This window comes from Acinetobacter sp. SM34 (assembly GCF_022012365.1).
In the GTDB taxonomy this organism is placed as follows: domain Bacteria; phylum Pseudomonadota; class Gammaproteobacteria; order Pseudomonadales; family Moraxellaceae; genus Acinetobacter.
Window position 1 is genome coordinate 64,621 of sequence record NZ_JAKLTP010000007.1, and the last position, 15,128, is coordinate 79,748.

Annotated in this window: 14 protein-coding genes; 2 read left to right on the forward strand and 12 right to left on the reverse strand. The window is 39.8% G+C overall.

Annotated features, from left to right (window positions below):
• Positions 1–18: 18 nt before the first annotated feature.
• The 5 genes from LZZ98_RS07785 to LZZ98_RS07805 form a co-directional block, all read right to left on the reverse strand.
• A complete protein-coding gene (locus LZZ98_RS07785; RefSeq protein ID WP_237787353.1) occupies positions 19–1,200 on the reverse strand; it encodes an MFS transporter in 1,182 nt (393 codons plus the stop codon).
• 287 nt (positions 1,201–1,487) lie between these two features.
• Positions 1,488–1,862: a glycine cleavage system protein GcvH gene (gene gcvH, locus LZZ98_RS07790; RefSeq protein ID WP_086175697.1), complete on the reverse strand. Its 375-nt coding sequence runs from the start codon at positions 1,860–1,862 to the stop codon at positions 1,488–1,490.
• A 71-nt stretch (positions 1,863–1,933) separates the two neighbouring features.
• On the reverse strand, positions 1,934–2,962 hold the full coding sequence (locus LZZ98_RS07795; RefSeq protein ID WP_237787354.1) for a helix-turn-helix transcriptional regulator: 1,029 nt from the start codon (positions 2,960–2,962) through the stop codon (positions 1,934–1,936).
• A gap of 108 nt (positions 2,963–3,070) precedes the next feature.
• Positions 3,071–3,520, reverse strand: a complete 450-nt coding sequence (locus LZZ98_RS07800; protein ID WP_237787355.1) for a MaoC family dehydratase — start codon at positions 3,518–3,520, stop codon at positions 3,071–3,073.
• Positions 3,520–5,373 carry an ABC transporter ATP-binding protein gene (locus tag LZZ98_RS07805; protein ID WP_237787356.1) on the reverse strand — a complete coding sequence of 618 codons (1,854 nt, stop codon included), beginning with the start codon at positions 5,371–5,373 and terminating at the stop codon, positions 3,520–3,522. The genes LZZ98_RS07800 and LZZ98_RS07805 overlap by 1 nt, the downstream gene beginning before the upstream one ends.
• A gap of 558 nt (positions 5,374–5,931) precedes the next feature.
• Here LZZ98_RS07805 and LZZ98_RS07810 point away from each other — a divergent pair.
• Both LZZ98_RS07810 and LZZ98_RS07815 read left to right on the forward strand, forming a co-directional pair.
• The gene (locus LZZ98_RS07810; RefSeq protein ID WP_237787357.1) at positions 5,932–6,201 is read left to right on the forward strand and encodes a hypothetical protein; all 270 of its coding nucleotides are present in this window, start codon (positions 5,932–5,934) and stop codon (positions 6,199–6,201) included.
• Between the two features lie 296 nt (positions 6,202–6,497).
• Entirely contained in the window at positions 6,498–6,758 is a 261-nt protein-coding gene (locus tag LZZ98_RS07815; RefSeq protein ID WP_237787358.1) for a hypothetical protein, read from the forward strand.
• A 233-nt stretch (positions 6,759–6,991) separates the two neighbouring features.
• Here LZZ98_RS07815 and LZZ98_RS07820 read toward each other — a convergent pair whose 3' ends face one another.
• From LZZ98_RS07820 to LZZ98_RS07850, 7 genes are all read right to left on the reverse strand, one after another.
• A complete protein-coding gene (locus tag LZZ98_RS07820; protein WP_171264064.1) occupies positions 6,992–7,138 on the reverse strand; it encodes a hypothetical protein in 147 nt (48 codons plus the stop codon).
• A 325-nt stretch (positions 7,139–7,463) separates the two neighbouring features.
• On the reverse strand, positions 7,464–8,885 hold the full coding sequence (locus LZZ98_RS07825; protein WP_237787359.1) for a cryptochrome/photolyase family protein: 1,422 nt from the start codon (positions 8,883–8,885) through the stop codon (positions 7,464–7,466).
• A gap of 111 nt (positions 8,886–8,996) precedes the next feature.
• Complete coding sequence (locus LZZ98_RS07830; RefSeq protein WP_237787428.1) at positions 8,997–10,271, reverse strand: mechanosensitive ion channel family protein; 1,275 nt, start codon at positions 10,269–10,271, stop codon at positions 8,997–8,999.
• Between the two features lie 178 nt (positions 10,272–10,449).
• Positions 10,450–10,986 carry a DUF2058 domain-containing protein gene (locus LZZ98_RS07835; protein WP_237787360.1) on the reverse strand — a complete coding sequence of 179 codons (537 nt, stop codon included), beginning with the start codon at positions 10,984–10,986 and terminating at the stop codon, positions 10,450–10,452.
• Positions 10,987–11,000: 14 nt separating this feature from the next.
• Positions 11,001–11,675: a YoaK family protein gene (locus LZZ98_RS07840; protein WP_237787361.1), complete on the reverse strand. Its 675-nt coding sequence runs from the start codon at positions 11,673–11,675 to the stop codon at positions 11,001–11,003.
• A 33-nt stretch (positions 11,676–11,708) separates the two neighbouring features.
• A complete protein-coding gene (gene sstT / locus LZZ98_RS07845; protein WP_237787362.1) occupies positions 11,709–12,902 on the reverse strand; it encodes a serine/threonine transporter SstT in 1,194 nt (397 codons plus the stop codon).
• A gap of 333 nt (positions 12,903–13,235) precedes the next feature.
• The gene (locus tag LZZ98_RS07850; RefSeq protein WP_442862698.1) at positions 13,236–14,960 is read right to left on the reverse strand and encodes a SulP family inorganic anion transporter; all 1,725 of its coding nucleotides are present in this window, start codon (positions 14,958–14,960) and stop codon (positions 13,236–13,238) included.
• Positions 14,961–15,128: the final 168 nt, after the last annotated feature.

Sequence of the window (15,128 nt, forward strand, 5' to 3'; positions counted from 1 at the left end):
TAATTATAGTTAGAATCATTAGTCTGTCACTGCAGGTTTGTCGACCACCAGTTTATAGAAAAGTAGGCTTAAAATAATAATCACTGCACACAGCATATAAGCAATGCTATAGTCAAAATAAGCAATCACAATACCCAAAATCAATGATCCCAGCGCAATACCAATGTCATAACAGGTAAAGTAGGTTGAGGTCGCATGTCCAATTCTATGTTTCGCAGATCGTTGAATTGAAATGGTTTGCAGGCACGGTTGGGCAGAGCCAAATCCCATCCCAATCAGTACAGCGGCAAGCATAAATCCGGGCACACTATCAATCTGGCTAAGCACCAGTAAACCTAGTGCAAACAAGGCTAAGGCTGGGTAAACCACGTAGTTTGCGCCTTTACGGTCAAAGATTTTTCCCGTGATCGGGCGCAGTATCATCATCGAAATGGCAAATACCACAAAAAACAGGCTGGCATAAGACAACATATGTTTCGATTCGGCAAAGGTTGAAATAAACGACATAATACTGGCATAGGCAAAGGAAACCATTAATGCCATAAGTGAGACAGGCACTGCCTTTTTCTCGATAAAATCCTGAAGACTCAGTTTGCGTTTTTCTGGTTTTTCGACCGGGCTGACTTTATGTTTGAGTGGAATCATGAAACAGAAGATAAAGCCCAAAAGCACAAATGCCGCTAAAATAGCGGAGATGGTGATATAAGGCAGGGCTTGAATTAAACTTAATCCAATCAGCGGCCCAAGCACAATGCCTAAATTTATCGACGTGAGGAAATATCCCATACCTTCGCCTTTACGTTCAGCCGGGATAAAGTCATTGACAATAGGAACAATGACCGTAGTTAAAATACTAAACCAGATCCCGTGTAAAAAACGAATGCACAGCAATAAAGTTAAATTGTCTGCCAGCATATAGGTCAGACAAAATAGGCAAAACAAGGCTTCAGAGATATAAAGGGCTTTTTTTGCCCCAATTTTTTCAATAATCAAACCACTAAAAGGCCTTACCGCAATGGCAGATGCCATAAACAGGGTCATGGCTAAACCTGCTTGTGCCAAAGTGCCATGCAACTCGTTAATGATATAAATCGGCAAGATGGTGGTTTGAGCAAAATAAAATATAAATAAGAATAAGTTATTTGCCAGACATAGAATAAAGGACTTATTCCATAACTGGGGTACAGTTGCAGTAGACATAATTTACCTAAATCAGTATCAATGGGATATACGACTTATCAGGCTTATGACCACCATTATTATTGTGGATTGTTATAATTATTTAAGATCAGTCAGAAGGCTATATCGATGTTTAAATATTGTCCGATTATATGAGAAAAGTGTGGTAATATAAGAATAAATTGCAATAAATAATTTAAATGGTGATTTTCATTTGATCTAATATCGTCATTTGATATTTTTATTAAAAGTCATTTAAAAATAAAAAAAATCAGCCTTAGAGGCTGATTTTTTTATCTAAAACAGAATTATAAACCTGCTTCGTATTCACTGCTTGAAAGTAACTTTTCTACATCTGCCATATTGTTTGGCTTAATTTTATAAATCCAACCCTTGCCATAAGGGTCATCATTGACAAAATCAGGATCATCTTCAAGTGCCGAATTCACTTCAACCACTTCACCTGAAACAGGCGCATGAATATCAGAAGCCGTTTTAACCGACTCAACTACACCCGCCTGTTCACCGGCAGTGATTTGCTGACCCACTTCTGGCGCTTCAACATAGACTAGGTCGCCCAAAGCATCCTGTGCATGATCGGAAATACCAGTAATAACCAGATCACCTTCAACTTTGACCCATTCGTGAGTAGTGGCGTACTTTAATTCTGAAGGGTGATTCATGGATGACTCCTTTAAAATATTCAAATCATTTTTGCCATGTTTTATACATGTTTTTTGATAAAAACAAAAGTTTATAAATAAGGATCTTTACGCCAATTGCTTGGACTACGTCCACTCCAGCGTTTAAATGCACGGCTGAAATTGGCGACATCGCTATAGCCAATTTCATCGGCAATCTGCTCCAGAGTGTAATCGGTGCGTGACAACAGGGAAGTGGCATGACGATAACGCACTTCATCCACCAAAGTGGAAAAGGACGTGCCTTCAGCTGCCAGTTGACGCTTTAAAGTACGATCCGACATATGCAGCCGATCTGCAACATTTTCGATGCTTAAATAATGCTGCTCCGACTTGGTCAAAATATCACGTACCCGCATGGCCAAGCGGCGGCGTTCACCCAGCGCTGACAGTTCTGCTTCGCATTGGTTAATCGCAATCTGGCTGGCAATCGGGTCTGCATTGACCATCTTTAAACCCAGATATTTTTTATCAAAACTGGACAATAAATGCGGCTGTTCAAAACGGAACTGATGCGACGGGAATTTTGCCATATAGCGTTCAAAACCGGCAGGTTTCGGAAAATCAAAATCAATTTCCCCAGACAGGTCTTCACAACCTGTCAGGGCTTTGGCCATGGTGATAATACCAAAGGTCAGGGCAATCGCGATTTCAGTTCGTAATGGTTCAATATCAAAGTCACATTGCAATTGCAACGTGGCTTTTTCACCAAAAGTGGAAAAATAAAGCTGTAAAAAGGGCAGACGTAGCTGAATAAATCGGTTGGCCAGGATCAGGGCATCGGTAATATCATGCGCCGTCATAATGGCATAGCCAATAAAGCCATGAATCGAGATACGCATTTGGGTACCCAAATGGAAACCCAGGGTCGGTTCCCCAGTTAAACGTAGCGCATGTTTGACCAGTTCATTGGCAATTGGAGTCGGAATACGAAAGTTGGGATCTGCCAATTGTTCACTATTTAAGTGAAAAGGTGTAAATAGTGCTTCAGCAGTGTAGCCCCAGCGGGACACTACATCTAATAGCAGCAGGCCATATACACCCGGTATTCCTTGATCCTGTCTTGGAGAAATCGTTTTCATGCGCCATCCATTGCATTCATTCGTTTTTCTATTTGTAACTGCCATATTGGCACGAATTGAAACAGTATTCGATTAAAATTGTTGGACAATATTTTTAAAGCCTGAAAATTATTCAGGCTGAACATCTTTTTTGAAGACCAAAATTTTAGTGGTGGAAATAAGTAACACATCATGATTCTGATTGAATGCCTGAGTCACATAACTGACTATAGCGCGGTCAGTTTTACTTTTTGATGGCGTAATTGCCACAATTTCGACTTCGACATGAATTTTATCGCCAGGACGGGTTGGACGCGGCCAGCGCAGACTGGACTCTGAACCAATCAAACCATAAGCGACCGGAAAACATTCGGTCCATAAACGCATGGTCACTGCACAGGTGTGCCAGCCGCTGGCAGCAATGCCCTGAAAAACAGGATGCTCTTTGGCCTGAGTTTCATCGGTATGAAAAACTTGAGGATCATAAGCATGGGCAAACTGTTTAATTTCTTCTAAAGTCATTTCATATTCACGGCTAATGAAACGATCACCCACTTTTATATTTTCTAAATACAGCATTAATGCAATTCCTTTTTCTTCAATGCCTGTTGTTCTATCAAAAAACTGCCGCTTTGTCTTTGCCACAAATGTGCATAAATACCGTCCAGTGCGACCAGTTCATCATGCGTACCTTGCTCTACAATGCTGCCTTCATCTAGTACAATCAAACGATCCATTTGGGCAATGGTAGATAATCGGTGCGCAATGGCAATCACGGTTTTACCTTCCATCAAGTCATCCAGACTGGATTGAATGGCGGCTTCAACTTCAGAATCTAAGGCACTGGTGGCTTCATCTAAAATCAGGATCGGTGCATCTTTCAAAAACACCCGGGCAATGGCGATACGCTGACGCTGACCACCAGACAGTTTGACACCGCGTTCACCGACATAGGCTTCATAACCGGATTTGCCGCGCAAGTCGGTGAGCTGTGGAATAAAATCTTCTGCCTTGGCTTTGCGCACGGCCTCAAACATCTCTTCATCGGTGGCATTTGGGCGACCATATTTAATGTTTTCAGCTACGGTACGGTGTAACAAGGAGGTATCCTGAGTCACAAAAGCAATGCTTTTACGCAAGCTGTCCTGAGTCACATCTTGAATGTTTTGACCATCGATCGAAATACGGCCTTGGTTGATATCATAAAAATGCAATAACAGTTGAATCAGCGTGGACTTTCCCGCACCTGAGCGACCGACAATACCAATTTTTTCACCCGGTTTAATGGTTAAATTAAAATGATCAATCACATTTTTATTCTGATAAGCAAAGCTGACATCTTCAAATTTGATTTCCCCATGCCGTAACTGCAAGGGTTGCGCATCAGGTTTGTCCTGAATGTGAATCGGACGCCCCATGGTTTTCATACCATCTTGAATGGTGCCGACATTTTCAAACAGTGCGGATGACTGCCACATCATAAATTCGGCAATACTGTTGAGTTTTAAGATCATGGCTGTAGTTGCAGCAATAATACCGAGTTCAGCTTGACCGTTAATCCAGAGCCAGATGGCGGTACCTAAAACTCCGACGTATAAAACCACACTGAGCAAATTAATGCTGATTTCATACTGCACACCCAGGCGCATTTGCTTATATACCGTAATCATGAAGCCTTGCATGGACTCTTTGGCATAGTGGCTTTCACGGCCAGCATGGGCAAATAGCTTGACGGTTTGAATATTGGTATAGGCATCGGTAACGCGACCGGTCATCACTGCACGGGCATCGGCCTGTTGACTGGAAATTCGGCTTAAGCGTGGAATAAAAAAGCAGGCAGCACAAATAAACAGTATCAGCCATAGTAGCAGCGGCAAAATCAGCATCGGGGAAATTGTTCCCAACACAAAACTGATGGTGACAAAGTAAATCAGCACATAAGCCAGCATATCGCCCAAGATCACCCAGAACTCACGTACTGCAAGCGAGGTTTGCATAACTTTAGCAGACAGACGCCCGGCAAAGTCGTTATGGAAAAAATCCAGGCTTTGCTGCAACAGTAAATTATGGAAACGCCAGCGTAAACGCATTGGAAAAGTACTGTATAAAATCTGATGTTTAATAATGGATTGAAAACTGGCGAATAAAATATTGGCCAGTAAAATACCAGTCAGCATCGTCAGATTCTGGCTATGCTGCGCTAAAAAGGTATCGGGTTGACTCTTGCTTAACCAGTTGACCAAATCGCCAATTTTGGAATACAGAATGGCTTCAAAACTTGCAGCCCCTGCGGTAAACAGTACCAGCAACAATAAGTAAGGGCGCACACCTTGGGCAGCTTGCCAGACAAAAGGGAAAAAGCGGGTAGGAAGTGGTTCGTTTAAACCTTTGGATGGATAAGGATCGACAAGTTTTTCAAACCACTGCAGCATACGAACTTCCTTGAGTGAATGTCAATTAGGCTTAATTTTATTGGAACTTTAATATTATAAATAATAATTAAACAGATATCTAAAAACTTGTTTTATTCAGTAAAACATACAATTCGATAGCTGAAGCTATTGATGTCAAACAATGAAGCTATTGATGTCAAACAATAAAGAATAAAGGGTAAATTCATCAATACAGTGTATACCTAGTGCTAGAAGGCTTTGTAAAGTATCAGGGAGAAAATTCTTTGTTTCTGTCTAGAGAGGCAAACTGTCAAAAGCATCAGAATACACCCCAATGAATTAAAAAAACCCATGCTTTAACATCATTCAGTTAGCTTGTTTATTATATAAAAAATTCATAAAATTAATATTAAAAATGTAAGCATATATTTTAATTAAAACTAGCTTATATCAAGCTTTGATAAATATTTTATTGAATATAAATATTTATTTTTTACAAAATAATAATTAACAATTGGATAACAAATGATCTAATTAATTTACTCATTATTTCAAGTTATATTTAAAGTTAATTAAATACTTTCTGGAATATTGGAAATGAAAAATACTGCTAGTTTTCACATGTTACAGCAAGTTTATAATTTTATAGCTGAGCGACCAGGATTTAAAAGTAAAGGGGAACTGGATCTCATGTTGGATTTTTTCTCGGTTATTCATGAGGATGATAAAAAGGGGATCAGATTAGATTCACCTTCTAAAATTATTGGGAAATTTGGCAGTCGAGAAATCGTCAATATTCATCTAGCACCTTCCTTAAAAAATAAAAATGAATTTCTTTCATGGGCTTATAAGCAGCTGCATCGTTAGTAAAAAGGCTATTTAAGAGATTATATTTATAAGATTCTGATTAGATCGGAATCTTATTTCAAAGCTTGAATGAATAGGACTCATTTAAATCATTCAATATGTACGATGTTTTAAAACCGAATGGTTTTGTAGTGATTATATTTAATAAAATATACGTCCATGAGAAAATTTGGAGGTAATTTAAAAATATTTACCTAAAAAATATAATTAAATACATGTATAGGCATAAATTTAACACCTTTAAAAGATGTTTTTCTATAATTTGTTAAGCTTAATCATAATAAGAGCGAAAGAAAATGGCTAAAATTTTGATTCTAAAAGAGGTGAGTGCGAAAAGCACATGTGGTACTAAAATAATTGTAGAGCAGGTTTTTGAAAAAATTTTAAACCATGAGGGGTTGATCTGGTTGCCCTTACCTAAAATTGTGATCACGAAAAAGGTGATTAATTTAAATGAAAATAATACTTTTATCCATCCTGGAACAGGAAAAATTTTCGAGGTGATGAAAGAACAAGAACTCTTTAAATTTAAAAGAAAAACTCAACAATTATATTGATATAACTGTGTCAAAATATTATAAAAAAGATAAAAAGACATATTTATTTATCTTTTAAAAATAACTCATATTCGAAATGAATTTGAAGATTGAACATTAATATGGTTTCACTTTATTTGTGATTAATAATAGATCTCTTTCATAAATCAAAAAATGTTCAATATTAGATTTTTTTAAATCAGCACGGCCTCATTTTATTGATTTAGTTTTTTATCTTTTCGTAGGCAATCTCTCTACTTTTGAAAGGTCAAAATGAGGATCTCAAAATATATTTTGAGTCCGCAAGAAAAACCTTTTGTTTCCCATACACGACTTCCTGAGCCAGTTTTAAGCACTGCTTTAAAATGCAGCGCAAGGGATGGGAAACGTGTGGCATCCATGCCACACTCATGAATCCAATATTTGCTAAAAATCTATTTTCAATTTTGGTTTTAAGAACATTTTTTAGTTTCTAAAATGATTTATGAAAGAAATTTAATAATTATCTTTTAATTAATAAAAAAGAGTTAAATTTATTGAATGATGTGTTTCAGTCAATTTTATTTAGAAATGAAAACAATCATGACTAGAATATTGATTTTGAATTTGCTTGGTCTTATTCAAGCGATATATAGATGAAATGAGCCAAGTCAAAAAGCTGGATAGATTTCAATGACTTTTGACTTCGCCCAGCTTGAGAAGGGATAACTGTTTAGCGATATCTAGTTATATCGCCTTAAAAGCCTCTATGGCGCGTTTGCGCGATGAACTTAAATCCACAATAGCACGTGGGTAATGTAATGCTTGAATGTGGGCAAAAGCATAAGGCTCATGTATTTTTTTTGCGTCCAGATGCGCCAGTTCCGGTACCCATGTACGGATATAATCGCCATTTTTATCAAATTTTTGCGATTGATTCACCGGGTTGAAAATTCGAAAATAGGGCACCGAATCTGTTCCCGTTGAAGCACACCATTGCCAGCCGCCATTATTGGCTGCCAAATTACCATCAATTAAATGCTGCATAAACCATTTTTCACCCAGACGCCAGTCAATCAGCAGGTTCTTGGTCAAAAACATTGCCGTAATCATCCGTACCCGATTATGCATCCAGCCAGTTTGCAGTAATTGCCGCATGCCGGCATCTACAATGGGTATGCCGGTTTGACCTTGCTGCCAGGCAATCAGATCTTCTTCGCAGCTACGCCATGGGAGTTTCTGAGTATTGGCCTTAAACGGTTGATGTTTGGAAACGGCAGGAAATTGATACAGAATATGTTGATAAAATTCTCGCCACAGCAATTCATCCAGCCAGGTTTGTTGTCCCACATTGTCTATATGGAAATAGCCTGATTGCTTTCTAAATATGGCCTGTAAACACTGCCGGATTGAAACCGCACCAATATTCAAATAAGGCGATAGCTGGCTGGTGGAATTGAGATGAGGAAAATCCCGCTCCTGTTGATAGTGTTCTATTTTAGCGTCGATAAAGTCATCCAAACGATCCAGTGCATAGTCTTCAGTCACAGGCCAAAGTTGCTGTAACTGATCTGCTGCAGGACTTTGCATATATGTGGATGCGCTGATGAGCGCATGACCCAAATCAAAGTCCAGCTGTATTTTTTCCTGCTGTGCGACTGTCGGATAACATTGCGGCAGGCTGATGCTAAGAAGTTCATAGCAGCGCTTTTTAAAAGCACTAAAGACCTGATAAGGCTGTTGAGATTTATTGCAGATTGAACCCACAGGAAAAATCGTCTGGTCATGATAAAGCTCAAGCGGGATCTGATGTTTTTCCAGATTTTTTTGGGTCTGGGCATCACGCTTTAATTCATTGACCCCAATTTCGATATTGGCATGTACTGCGTCAATACCCAGTCGCAGACAAAGCTGCAACATTTCATGGGGGACATCTTTCCATAAAGGAATCTGTTTGATTAGCAGGGGGATGTTCAGTTGATTGAGCTGGGATTTTAGAGTTTCCAGTTGGCGTAAATAAAAAATTTGCTTGGCAGGACTGTCATCATGTTGTTGCCATTGCTCAGGAGAGAGTATCACTAAGGCAATACAGCTTCCAGATTGAGTCGCATGCCAAAGCGCAGCATGATCTTGTATGCGTAAATCCTGTCGAAACCATATTAATTGCATGAACCGGGATGCCTTATCTCAAGCTGAATCATTCAAGTTTAACAGGAACAGTACGATGCTTTAAATTACCATGCTTTAAATATGGCACTTTATAGCATGACTTTTAAAAGCCTAAACTTCAGGATCACTGGATTTTCCTTGATCTGCGGAGCTTGCCGTATATTGCCTGAAATCAGCACCGGATGGCGCCTGATAAACTTTCAAGCCAAATTCAGGAATAATGGCAATCAAATGATCAAAGATATCGGATTGTATCGCTTCATAATCCTTCCATACCGTGGTATTTGCAAAAGCATAGATTTCCAGTGGCAAGCCTTCACTGGTGGGCTGTAATTGCCGAATAATCAGCGATTGATTTTGCGCGATGCCGGAATGCTGTTTTAAGTAAAACTCGACATAGGCGCGGAAGGTGCCTAAATTGGTTAAACGGCGCTGATTATATGAGGATTGGTTCGAGAGTTGCTGGTTGAAGTTTTCCAGCTCATGATGCTTGCTGTTTAAATATTGATCCAGCAACAAAAATTCTTTCAGCTTCTGCTGTTCCGCTGGCGTCATAAAATGCACGCTGCTTTGATCGATAAAGATTGATCTCTTGATCCGTCGAACTCCCGCATACGCCATACCGCGCCAGTTTTTAAAAGTGTCTGTCACCAGTTTATTGGTTGGAATAGTGGTTAAGGTCTTGTCAAAATTCTGCACGGTAATGGTATGTAATGACATATCAATGACATCGCCATCAGCATTCAGTGAGGGCATTTCAATCCAGTCACCAATACGCACCATGTCATAGGAAGAAATTTGTACCGATGCCACTAAAGACAAAATGGTGTTCTGGAAAATCAGCATGAGTACCGCTGCCATGGCGCCAAAACCTGCCAGCAAGGTAAAGACATCTTTTTTGAGGAAAATACCTAAAATCATCAAGCCACAGACAATAAAAATAATCAGCTTAACCAGCTGCAAATAGCCTTTAATCGGCTTGTTTTTTGATTTCGGATTACGTTGATAAACAAGATTGAAAATACTTAAAAATTCACTGATAGCTAAAGCAATGGTAAGAAAGATAAACGCCTGTGCCGCCATCTGAACAAAAACAATGACTTTTTCTGAAAGATGCGGAACCGTAACAATGCCATTCATGATTACTACTGCTGGCACAATGTTGGCAACACGGCGGATGACACTGTGCTGGGCAAAAATTTCATGATTGGCCGAAGTTATTTTGGAAATAAGCTTGCGAATTCCACGAACCACCACCTGCTTGGCAATAAAATTGGCAACGATTGCCAGCAGAATTAAGAGGCTTAAAGAGGTCAACATTTCTAGCCAGGGGTACTGATCTGACCAGTCCTGAATATTTTGTATAAAGGTAAATTGCAAAACCATGCTCATCTTGTTTTTCTCAATGTACTTTAAGCATAGTTCATTGTCTTAATTTTAAACAATATTTTATGATACTGTTTTGTATATATAGGTTTGCACCTTTACTACGTCACAGCAGTATAAATTTAGTTGGTCTGATAATAAAAAAAGCCCCAATCAGGAGCTTTTTAACAAGAAGGTCTTACCACATTAAATCATCTGGAATGACGTAGGCTGCATATGGATCGTCTTCATCTGTGGTTTGTTCATTCTGTTCAGAATTGTTGACGATAATGAAGCCTTCCATTTTGTCATTAATTCGATCTGCCAAGGCTTTGGGTAAAACAGCGTAACTTTCGGCTTCTTTGGCAATGATCAATGAACCTGATACCAGGGCATTATAAATTTGCTGGTTGAGATAGATCTTTTTGACTTTATTGTCATCGATAAACTGATAGGCTACTTCACCATCGATCTCTTTAATTTTGTGCTGATTGATCATTTGCACAATGGCAGCTTTGAGCTCTTTACCTTGTAACAGGCGTTTTTTTTCTAAATCCAAAGCCTGATCTTTCGCCAGCTTTTCTTGATGAGCCTGTGCGATTTTGGCTTTTAATTCCGCTTCATCGCTTTGACCGGTACGCTGCTCATGGACTGCCTGTTTGGACAGTTTTTTAGCTTTCTTGTTATCAACTAAACCCGCTTTTAGCAATTGAGCCTGTAATGCATTTTTGACCATAATAAATTCCGATATTACTCTTGAGTCTGCCGATAACGATAATAAATCACCCAATAAATTGAGCTAAGGATCCCACTTAACATCGCTGGGATAAGGTAGGCATTTAATTTTAAATAAGGATAAATCACGCTGGCAAGCAAACCGCCCAGGAAAAATCCAACTAAAATGAGCAAGTGAAGAATAATGCGTCTACGCTCTACCTTTAAGCCACGTAACATATAGCCTAAAGCTAAACCCAAATCCGTCAAAACGCCAGATAGATGCGTTGTCCGGATAATAGTACCTTTATAGTGACTGACCATAGCATTTTGTACTCCCATGGCAGCACATGCCCAAAGTAAGGCATAACGCGGGAAGTAGGGAAGCAAAAACCAACACAGTAGGATAAAAAAAGCCACCAGGCTTAAAGGTAAGCCGTAGCGGCTTCCTAACTTAAACTGACTGTTTCCAAGGATAAGTCCGCTATAAAATGAACCGGTCACATAACATAGAATAACCAGGCATAAGTAAAGGATGTGTTCAGGTTGCCATTTCAGTAAAGCCATGGCCAACATGCTGACATTTCCGGTCATATGCGAGACGGACTGATGCAGCACGGTCACCAGTCCGAGAACGTTAATCATTCCTGCATTGACTGCAAGAAAAAAAGCACCTAATTGAACCCAGAGCGGTAAAGTTTGAAAAGGCATAACGTCATAAAAAAATACTTAATAATGACTATCTTACTCTAAACCGCGATCAACAGCAGCAGTAAATAGTACATCTGTTGAAGAATTTAATGCAGTTTCGGTCGAATCCTGTAATACGCTGATCACCATACCGATGGCTACAACTTGCATAGCAATATCTGAACTGATCCCAAACAGGCCACAAGCAACAGGAATCAGCAATAAAGAACCACCCGCAACACCAGAAGCACCACAGGCTGAAATGGTCGCAAGTACCGATAAAACCAGCATGGTGGTGAAATCGACCGAAATGCCCAAAGTATGTACAGTCGCTAAGGTAAGTACAGTAATCGTTACTGAAGCACCAGCCATGTTAATTGTAGCACCTAGAGGAATTGCAACACTTGCTGTAGATTCATTCACGCCTAAGCGTTTTGCCAAATCCAGGTTTACCGGAATATTGGCCGCTGAACTACGGGTAAAGAACGCGGTAATGCCACTTTCGCGCACACATTGAAGCACCAATGGATAAGGGTTCGCACGGGTAACAAAGGCCACCATAATGGGATTGACCACCAATGCCACAAAAAACATGGTACCAATCAATACCGCCAACAATTGTGCATAGCTTTCAAAAGTACTTAAACCGGCTTCAGCAAAGGTCACTGCAACCAGACCAAAAATACCGACTGGAGCAAAGTTAATCACCAGACGAATCACCTGGTTCACAGCAGTTGCGGCATCGGTTAAAAAGGTTTTCGTATTGTCAGATGAATGACGGAAAGCAGCACCTAAAGCAACTGCCCAGGCTAGAATACCAATAAAGTTTGCTTCGCTAATGGCAACCACCGGGTTTGCGATAAAACTGAGCAGCAGATTTTTTAAAATCTGAACCAGGCTACCTGGTGCCTGAAGGTCAGTTTGCGCAGGAACATCCAAAAATAATGTACTTGGAAACAGCATACTGGCAACCACGGCACTTAATGCAGCCAGGAACATACCCACAGCATACATCAGCATGATTGGCTTGATTTTGGCACTATGACCTACTTTGAAATTGGCAATGGAAGATAAAACCAGGACAAAAACTAAAATAGGCGCAACAGATTTAAGTGCTTTAATAAATAAGTCACCCAACAGGCTTAAATAAGGAGCCACATTTGGGCACAAAACAGCTACGCCAATACCTAAAATAATGGCGATAATAATTCGGGAGACTAAACTCAAACGCATTAAAGCAGAGAACATACAGGTGCCTTGTTACAAATACGAGGACTAAAAAAATCACATAGATGGGTGGCATTTTATACCTAAAAAATGATCTTGCTAAAAAATAATTGCCATATAAAAACTAACTGTCTATTTTTAAAGTTGATATTTTTACTTTTTAATAAAATTTTTGCCGATTTTTAAATATTCAAATAATACAAATGCTTCTGATCATTCTGCTGTGCTGCATTATGTTTAATCATTCAATTTCAATCAATTTTAAATTCTATATGAACACACCAGGCAGATATCCGGGACTATTTTAGATATCTCCACGAGAAATAGAGTGTTGCAATAAGTATCTCAATCATCTTAAAAAACTTCTGGTGAAAGTTCTTGCATGGCCTGAAAATGAGTCAGATAAATCTGGCCACTTAACTGATTTAGCAGTTTTGAATGCTGTAATTTATCCATGACTGGACCCTTAATTTCAGAGAAATTCAGTTTAATCTTCAGTTTATTTAACTCGGCATTGAGATCTTCCAGCATTTCCAGCGCACTCAGATCAATTGCACTGATACTAGAACAGTTAATGACCACATGTTCCAAATTCATATACTGACTGATCGCATTAATTAAAAAGCCTTTAAAGGTATTGGCATTTAAAAAAGTCAGGTTTTCATCAATTCGCATAGACAGGACTTTGTTTGAAGTCAGCACTTGATGGCGTTGTACATTTCTAAAATGCTGAGTGCCTTCCACCAGGCCAATCACGGCAATATGTGGACGGCTGATCCGCCACAGCAGCAGAATAAAGGTTGAAACAATACCCAGTAGCAAACCAGTCGAGATATCGATGCAGAGTACGCCAAAGAAGGTAATCCACATGGCAATGCCATCTGCTTTGGAATAGCGCCAGGTGTCGATAAAGGGCTTGAAATCGACCAGTTTCCAGATTGAAACAATAATGGTCGCAGCCAGAATAACCAAAGGCAAGTCACGGAAAAAAGCCGTGAAATAGAGGCTAACCATGACAATAAATAATGATGACATCACGCCTGCCAGCGGCGTTTTAGCACCGGCATCCGCATTGACCACAGTGCGCGATAAGCTACCGGTAACCGGAAATGCCGAACTTAAGCCCGCGCTTAAATTGGATAAACCCAACGCGATCAGTTCCTGGTTACTATTTAAATGACTGCGTTGCTGTAATGCCGTTGCCTGCGCAATAGATAAAGACTCAACAAAGCTAATCATGGCGATCATTGCCGCACCGGGGAACAGAGTGATGACCAGTTCCATATTCCAGTAGGGCATGCTGATGGGTGGAAAACCTGAAGGAATTTCACCTACGGTTTTAATGCCTACGGCTTTTAAATCCAGAAAGTACACCGCGGCAATCGAAATCACCACCAAAGCCAAAGGCAAGGCTTTAATAATAAAAGCCGTTGACCCGACCCGGCTTTGAAGGGCATTGGAATTTAAAACTTTAGGAAGATAAATCAGAAATACTAAGGCAAGCAGGCCGAAAATGAAGCTTTCGATATGACTATAACGCAGGTAGTGCCAGGCACTAAGAAAAAATTCAGGAAGATTATTGGCTTTTAACGGAAGGTCGACTAAAAATTTAAACTGGCCTAAAGCAATCAGCAAGGCAGAGGCAATAATAAAACTCTTGATCACCGGATGGCTAATCAGCTGAATCAGAAAGCCGAATCTAAAAATCCCGAGCAATAAGGAAATGACGCCGACCATTACTGCAAGTAGACAGGCGGCCTGTATATAAACCGGAGAGCCAACTTCGAACAGGGGATTAAGGGTCGCGAAAGTCATCATGGAAATAATCGCGACTGGGCCAATAGAAAGCGTAGGACTGCTCCCGACCATGGCATAAATGATCATGGGCAGAATACTGGCATACAGTCCCATAATGGGCGGCAGTCCAGCCAGCATGGCATAAGCCATGCCTTGCGGAACCAGCATGGCAATCACAATTAGGGCAGAAAGAAGGTCAGATTTAAACTTGTCTTGATTGTATGTACACAGCCATCGCCAAGCCGGTAATAACATCGTTAAGCGAGAATTTAAATCTGACATATCTAAAACTAAATCACTATTTTAGATATATTATGCATAAAAAATGCTAAGAAGTCTTGTCAGGAAGATAGGGTTTGATGACATTTAATGTGCAAAAATAGCGAGAACTTAAAGTTCAATCGCCAAACCAAATTTAGCAGCCAGTGAAGTCTAGATAAAAGGATAATC

Coding starts and splice junctions, on each gene's coding strand:
- LZZ98_RS07815 (WP_237787358.1), top strand. CDS start 6,498: ATGGCTAAAATTTTGATTCTAAAAGAGGTGAGTGCGAAAAGCACATGT.
- LZZ98_RS07805 (WP_237787356.1), bottom strand. CDS start 5,373: ATGCTGCAGTGGTTTGAAAAACTTGTCGATCCTTATCCATCCAAAGGT.
- LZZ98_RS07825 (WP_237787359.1), bottom strand. CDS start 8,885: ATGCAATTAATATGGTTTCGACAGGATTTACGCATACAAGATCATGCT.
- LZZ98_RS07810 (WP_237787357.1), top strand. CDS start 5,932: ATGAAAAATACTGCTAGTTTTCACATGTTACAGCAAGTTTATAATTTT.
- LZZ98_RS07795 (WP_237787354.1), bottom strand. CDS start 2,962: ATGAAAACGATTTCTCCAAGACAGGATCAAGGAATACCGGGTGTATAT.
- LZZ98_RS07785 (WP_237787353.1), bottom strand. CDS start 1,200: ATGTCTACTGCAACTGTACCCCAGTTATGGAATAAGTCCTTTATTCTA.
- LZZ98_RS07820 (WP_171264064.1), bottom strand. CDS start 7,138: ATGGATGCCACACGTTTCCCATCCCTTGCGCTGCATTTTAAAGCAGTG.
- LZZ98_RS07830 (WP_237787428.1), bottom strand. CDS start 10,271: ATGGTTTTGCAATTTACCTTTATACAAAATATTCAGGACTGGTCAGAT.
- LZZ98_RS07840 (WP_237787361.1), bottom strand. CDS start 11,675: ATGCCTTTTCAAACTTTACCGCTCTGGGTTCAATTAGGTGCTTTTTTT.
- LZZ98_RS07850 (WP_442862698.1), bottom strand. CDS start 14,960: ATGTCAGATTTAAATTCTCGCTTAACGATGTTATTACCGGCTTGGCGA.
- LZZ98_RS07800 (WP_237787355.1), bottom strand. CDS start 3,520: ATGCTGTATTTAGAAAATATAAAAGTGGGTGATCGTTTCATTAGCCGT.
- gcvH (WP_086175697.1), bottom strand. CDS start 1,862: ATGAATCACCCTTCAGAATTAAAGTACGCCACTACTCACGAATGGGTC.
- LZZ98_RS07835 (WP_237787360.1), bottom strand. CDS start 10,986: ATGGTCAAAAATGCATTACAGGCTCAATTGCTAAAAGCGGGTTTAGTT.
- sstT (WP_237787362.1), bottom strand. CDS start 12,902: ATGTTCTCTGCTTTAATGCGTTTGAGTTTAGTCTCCCGAATTATTATC.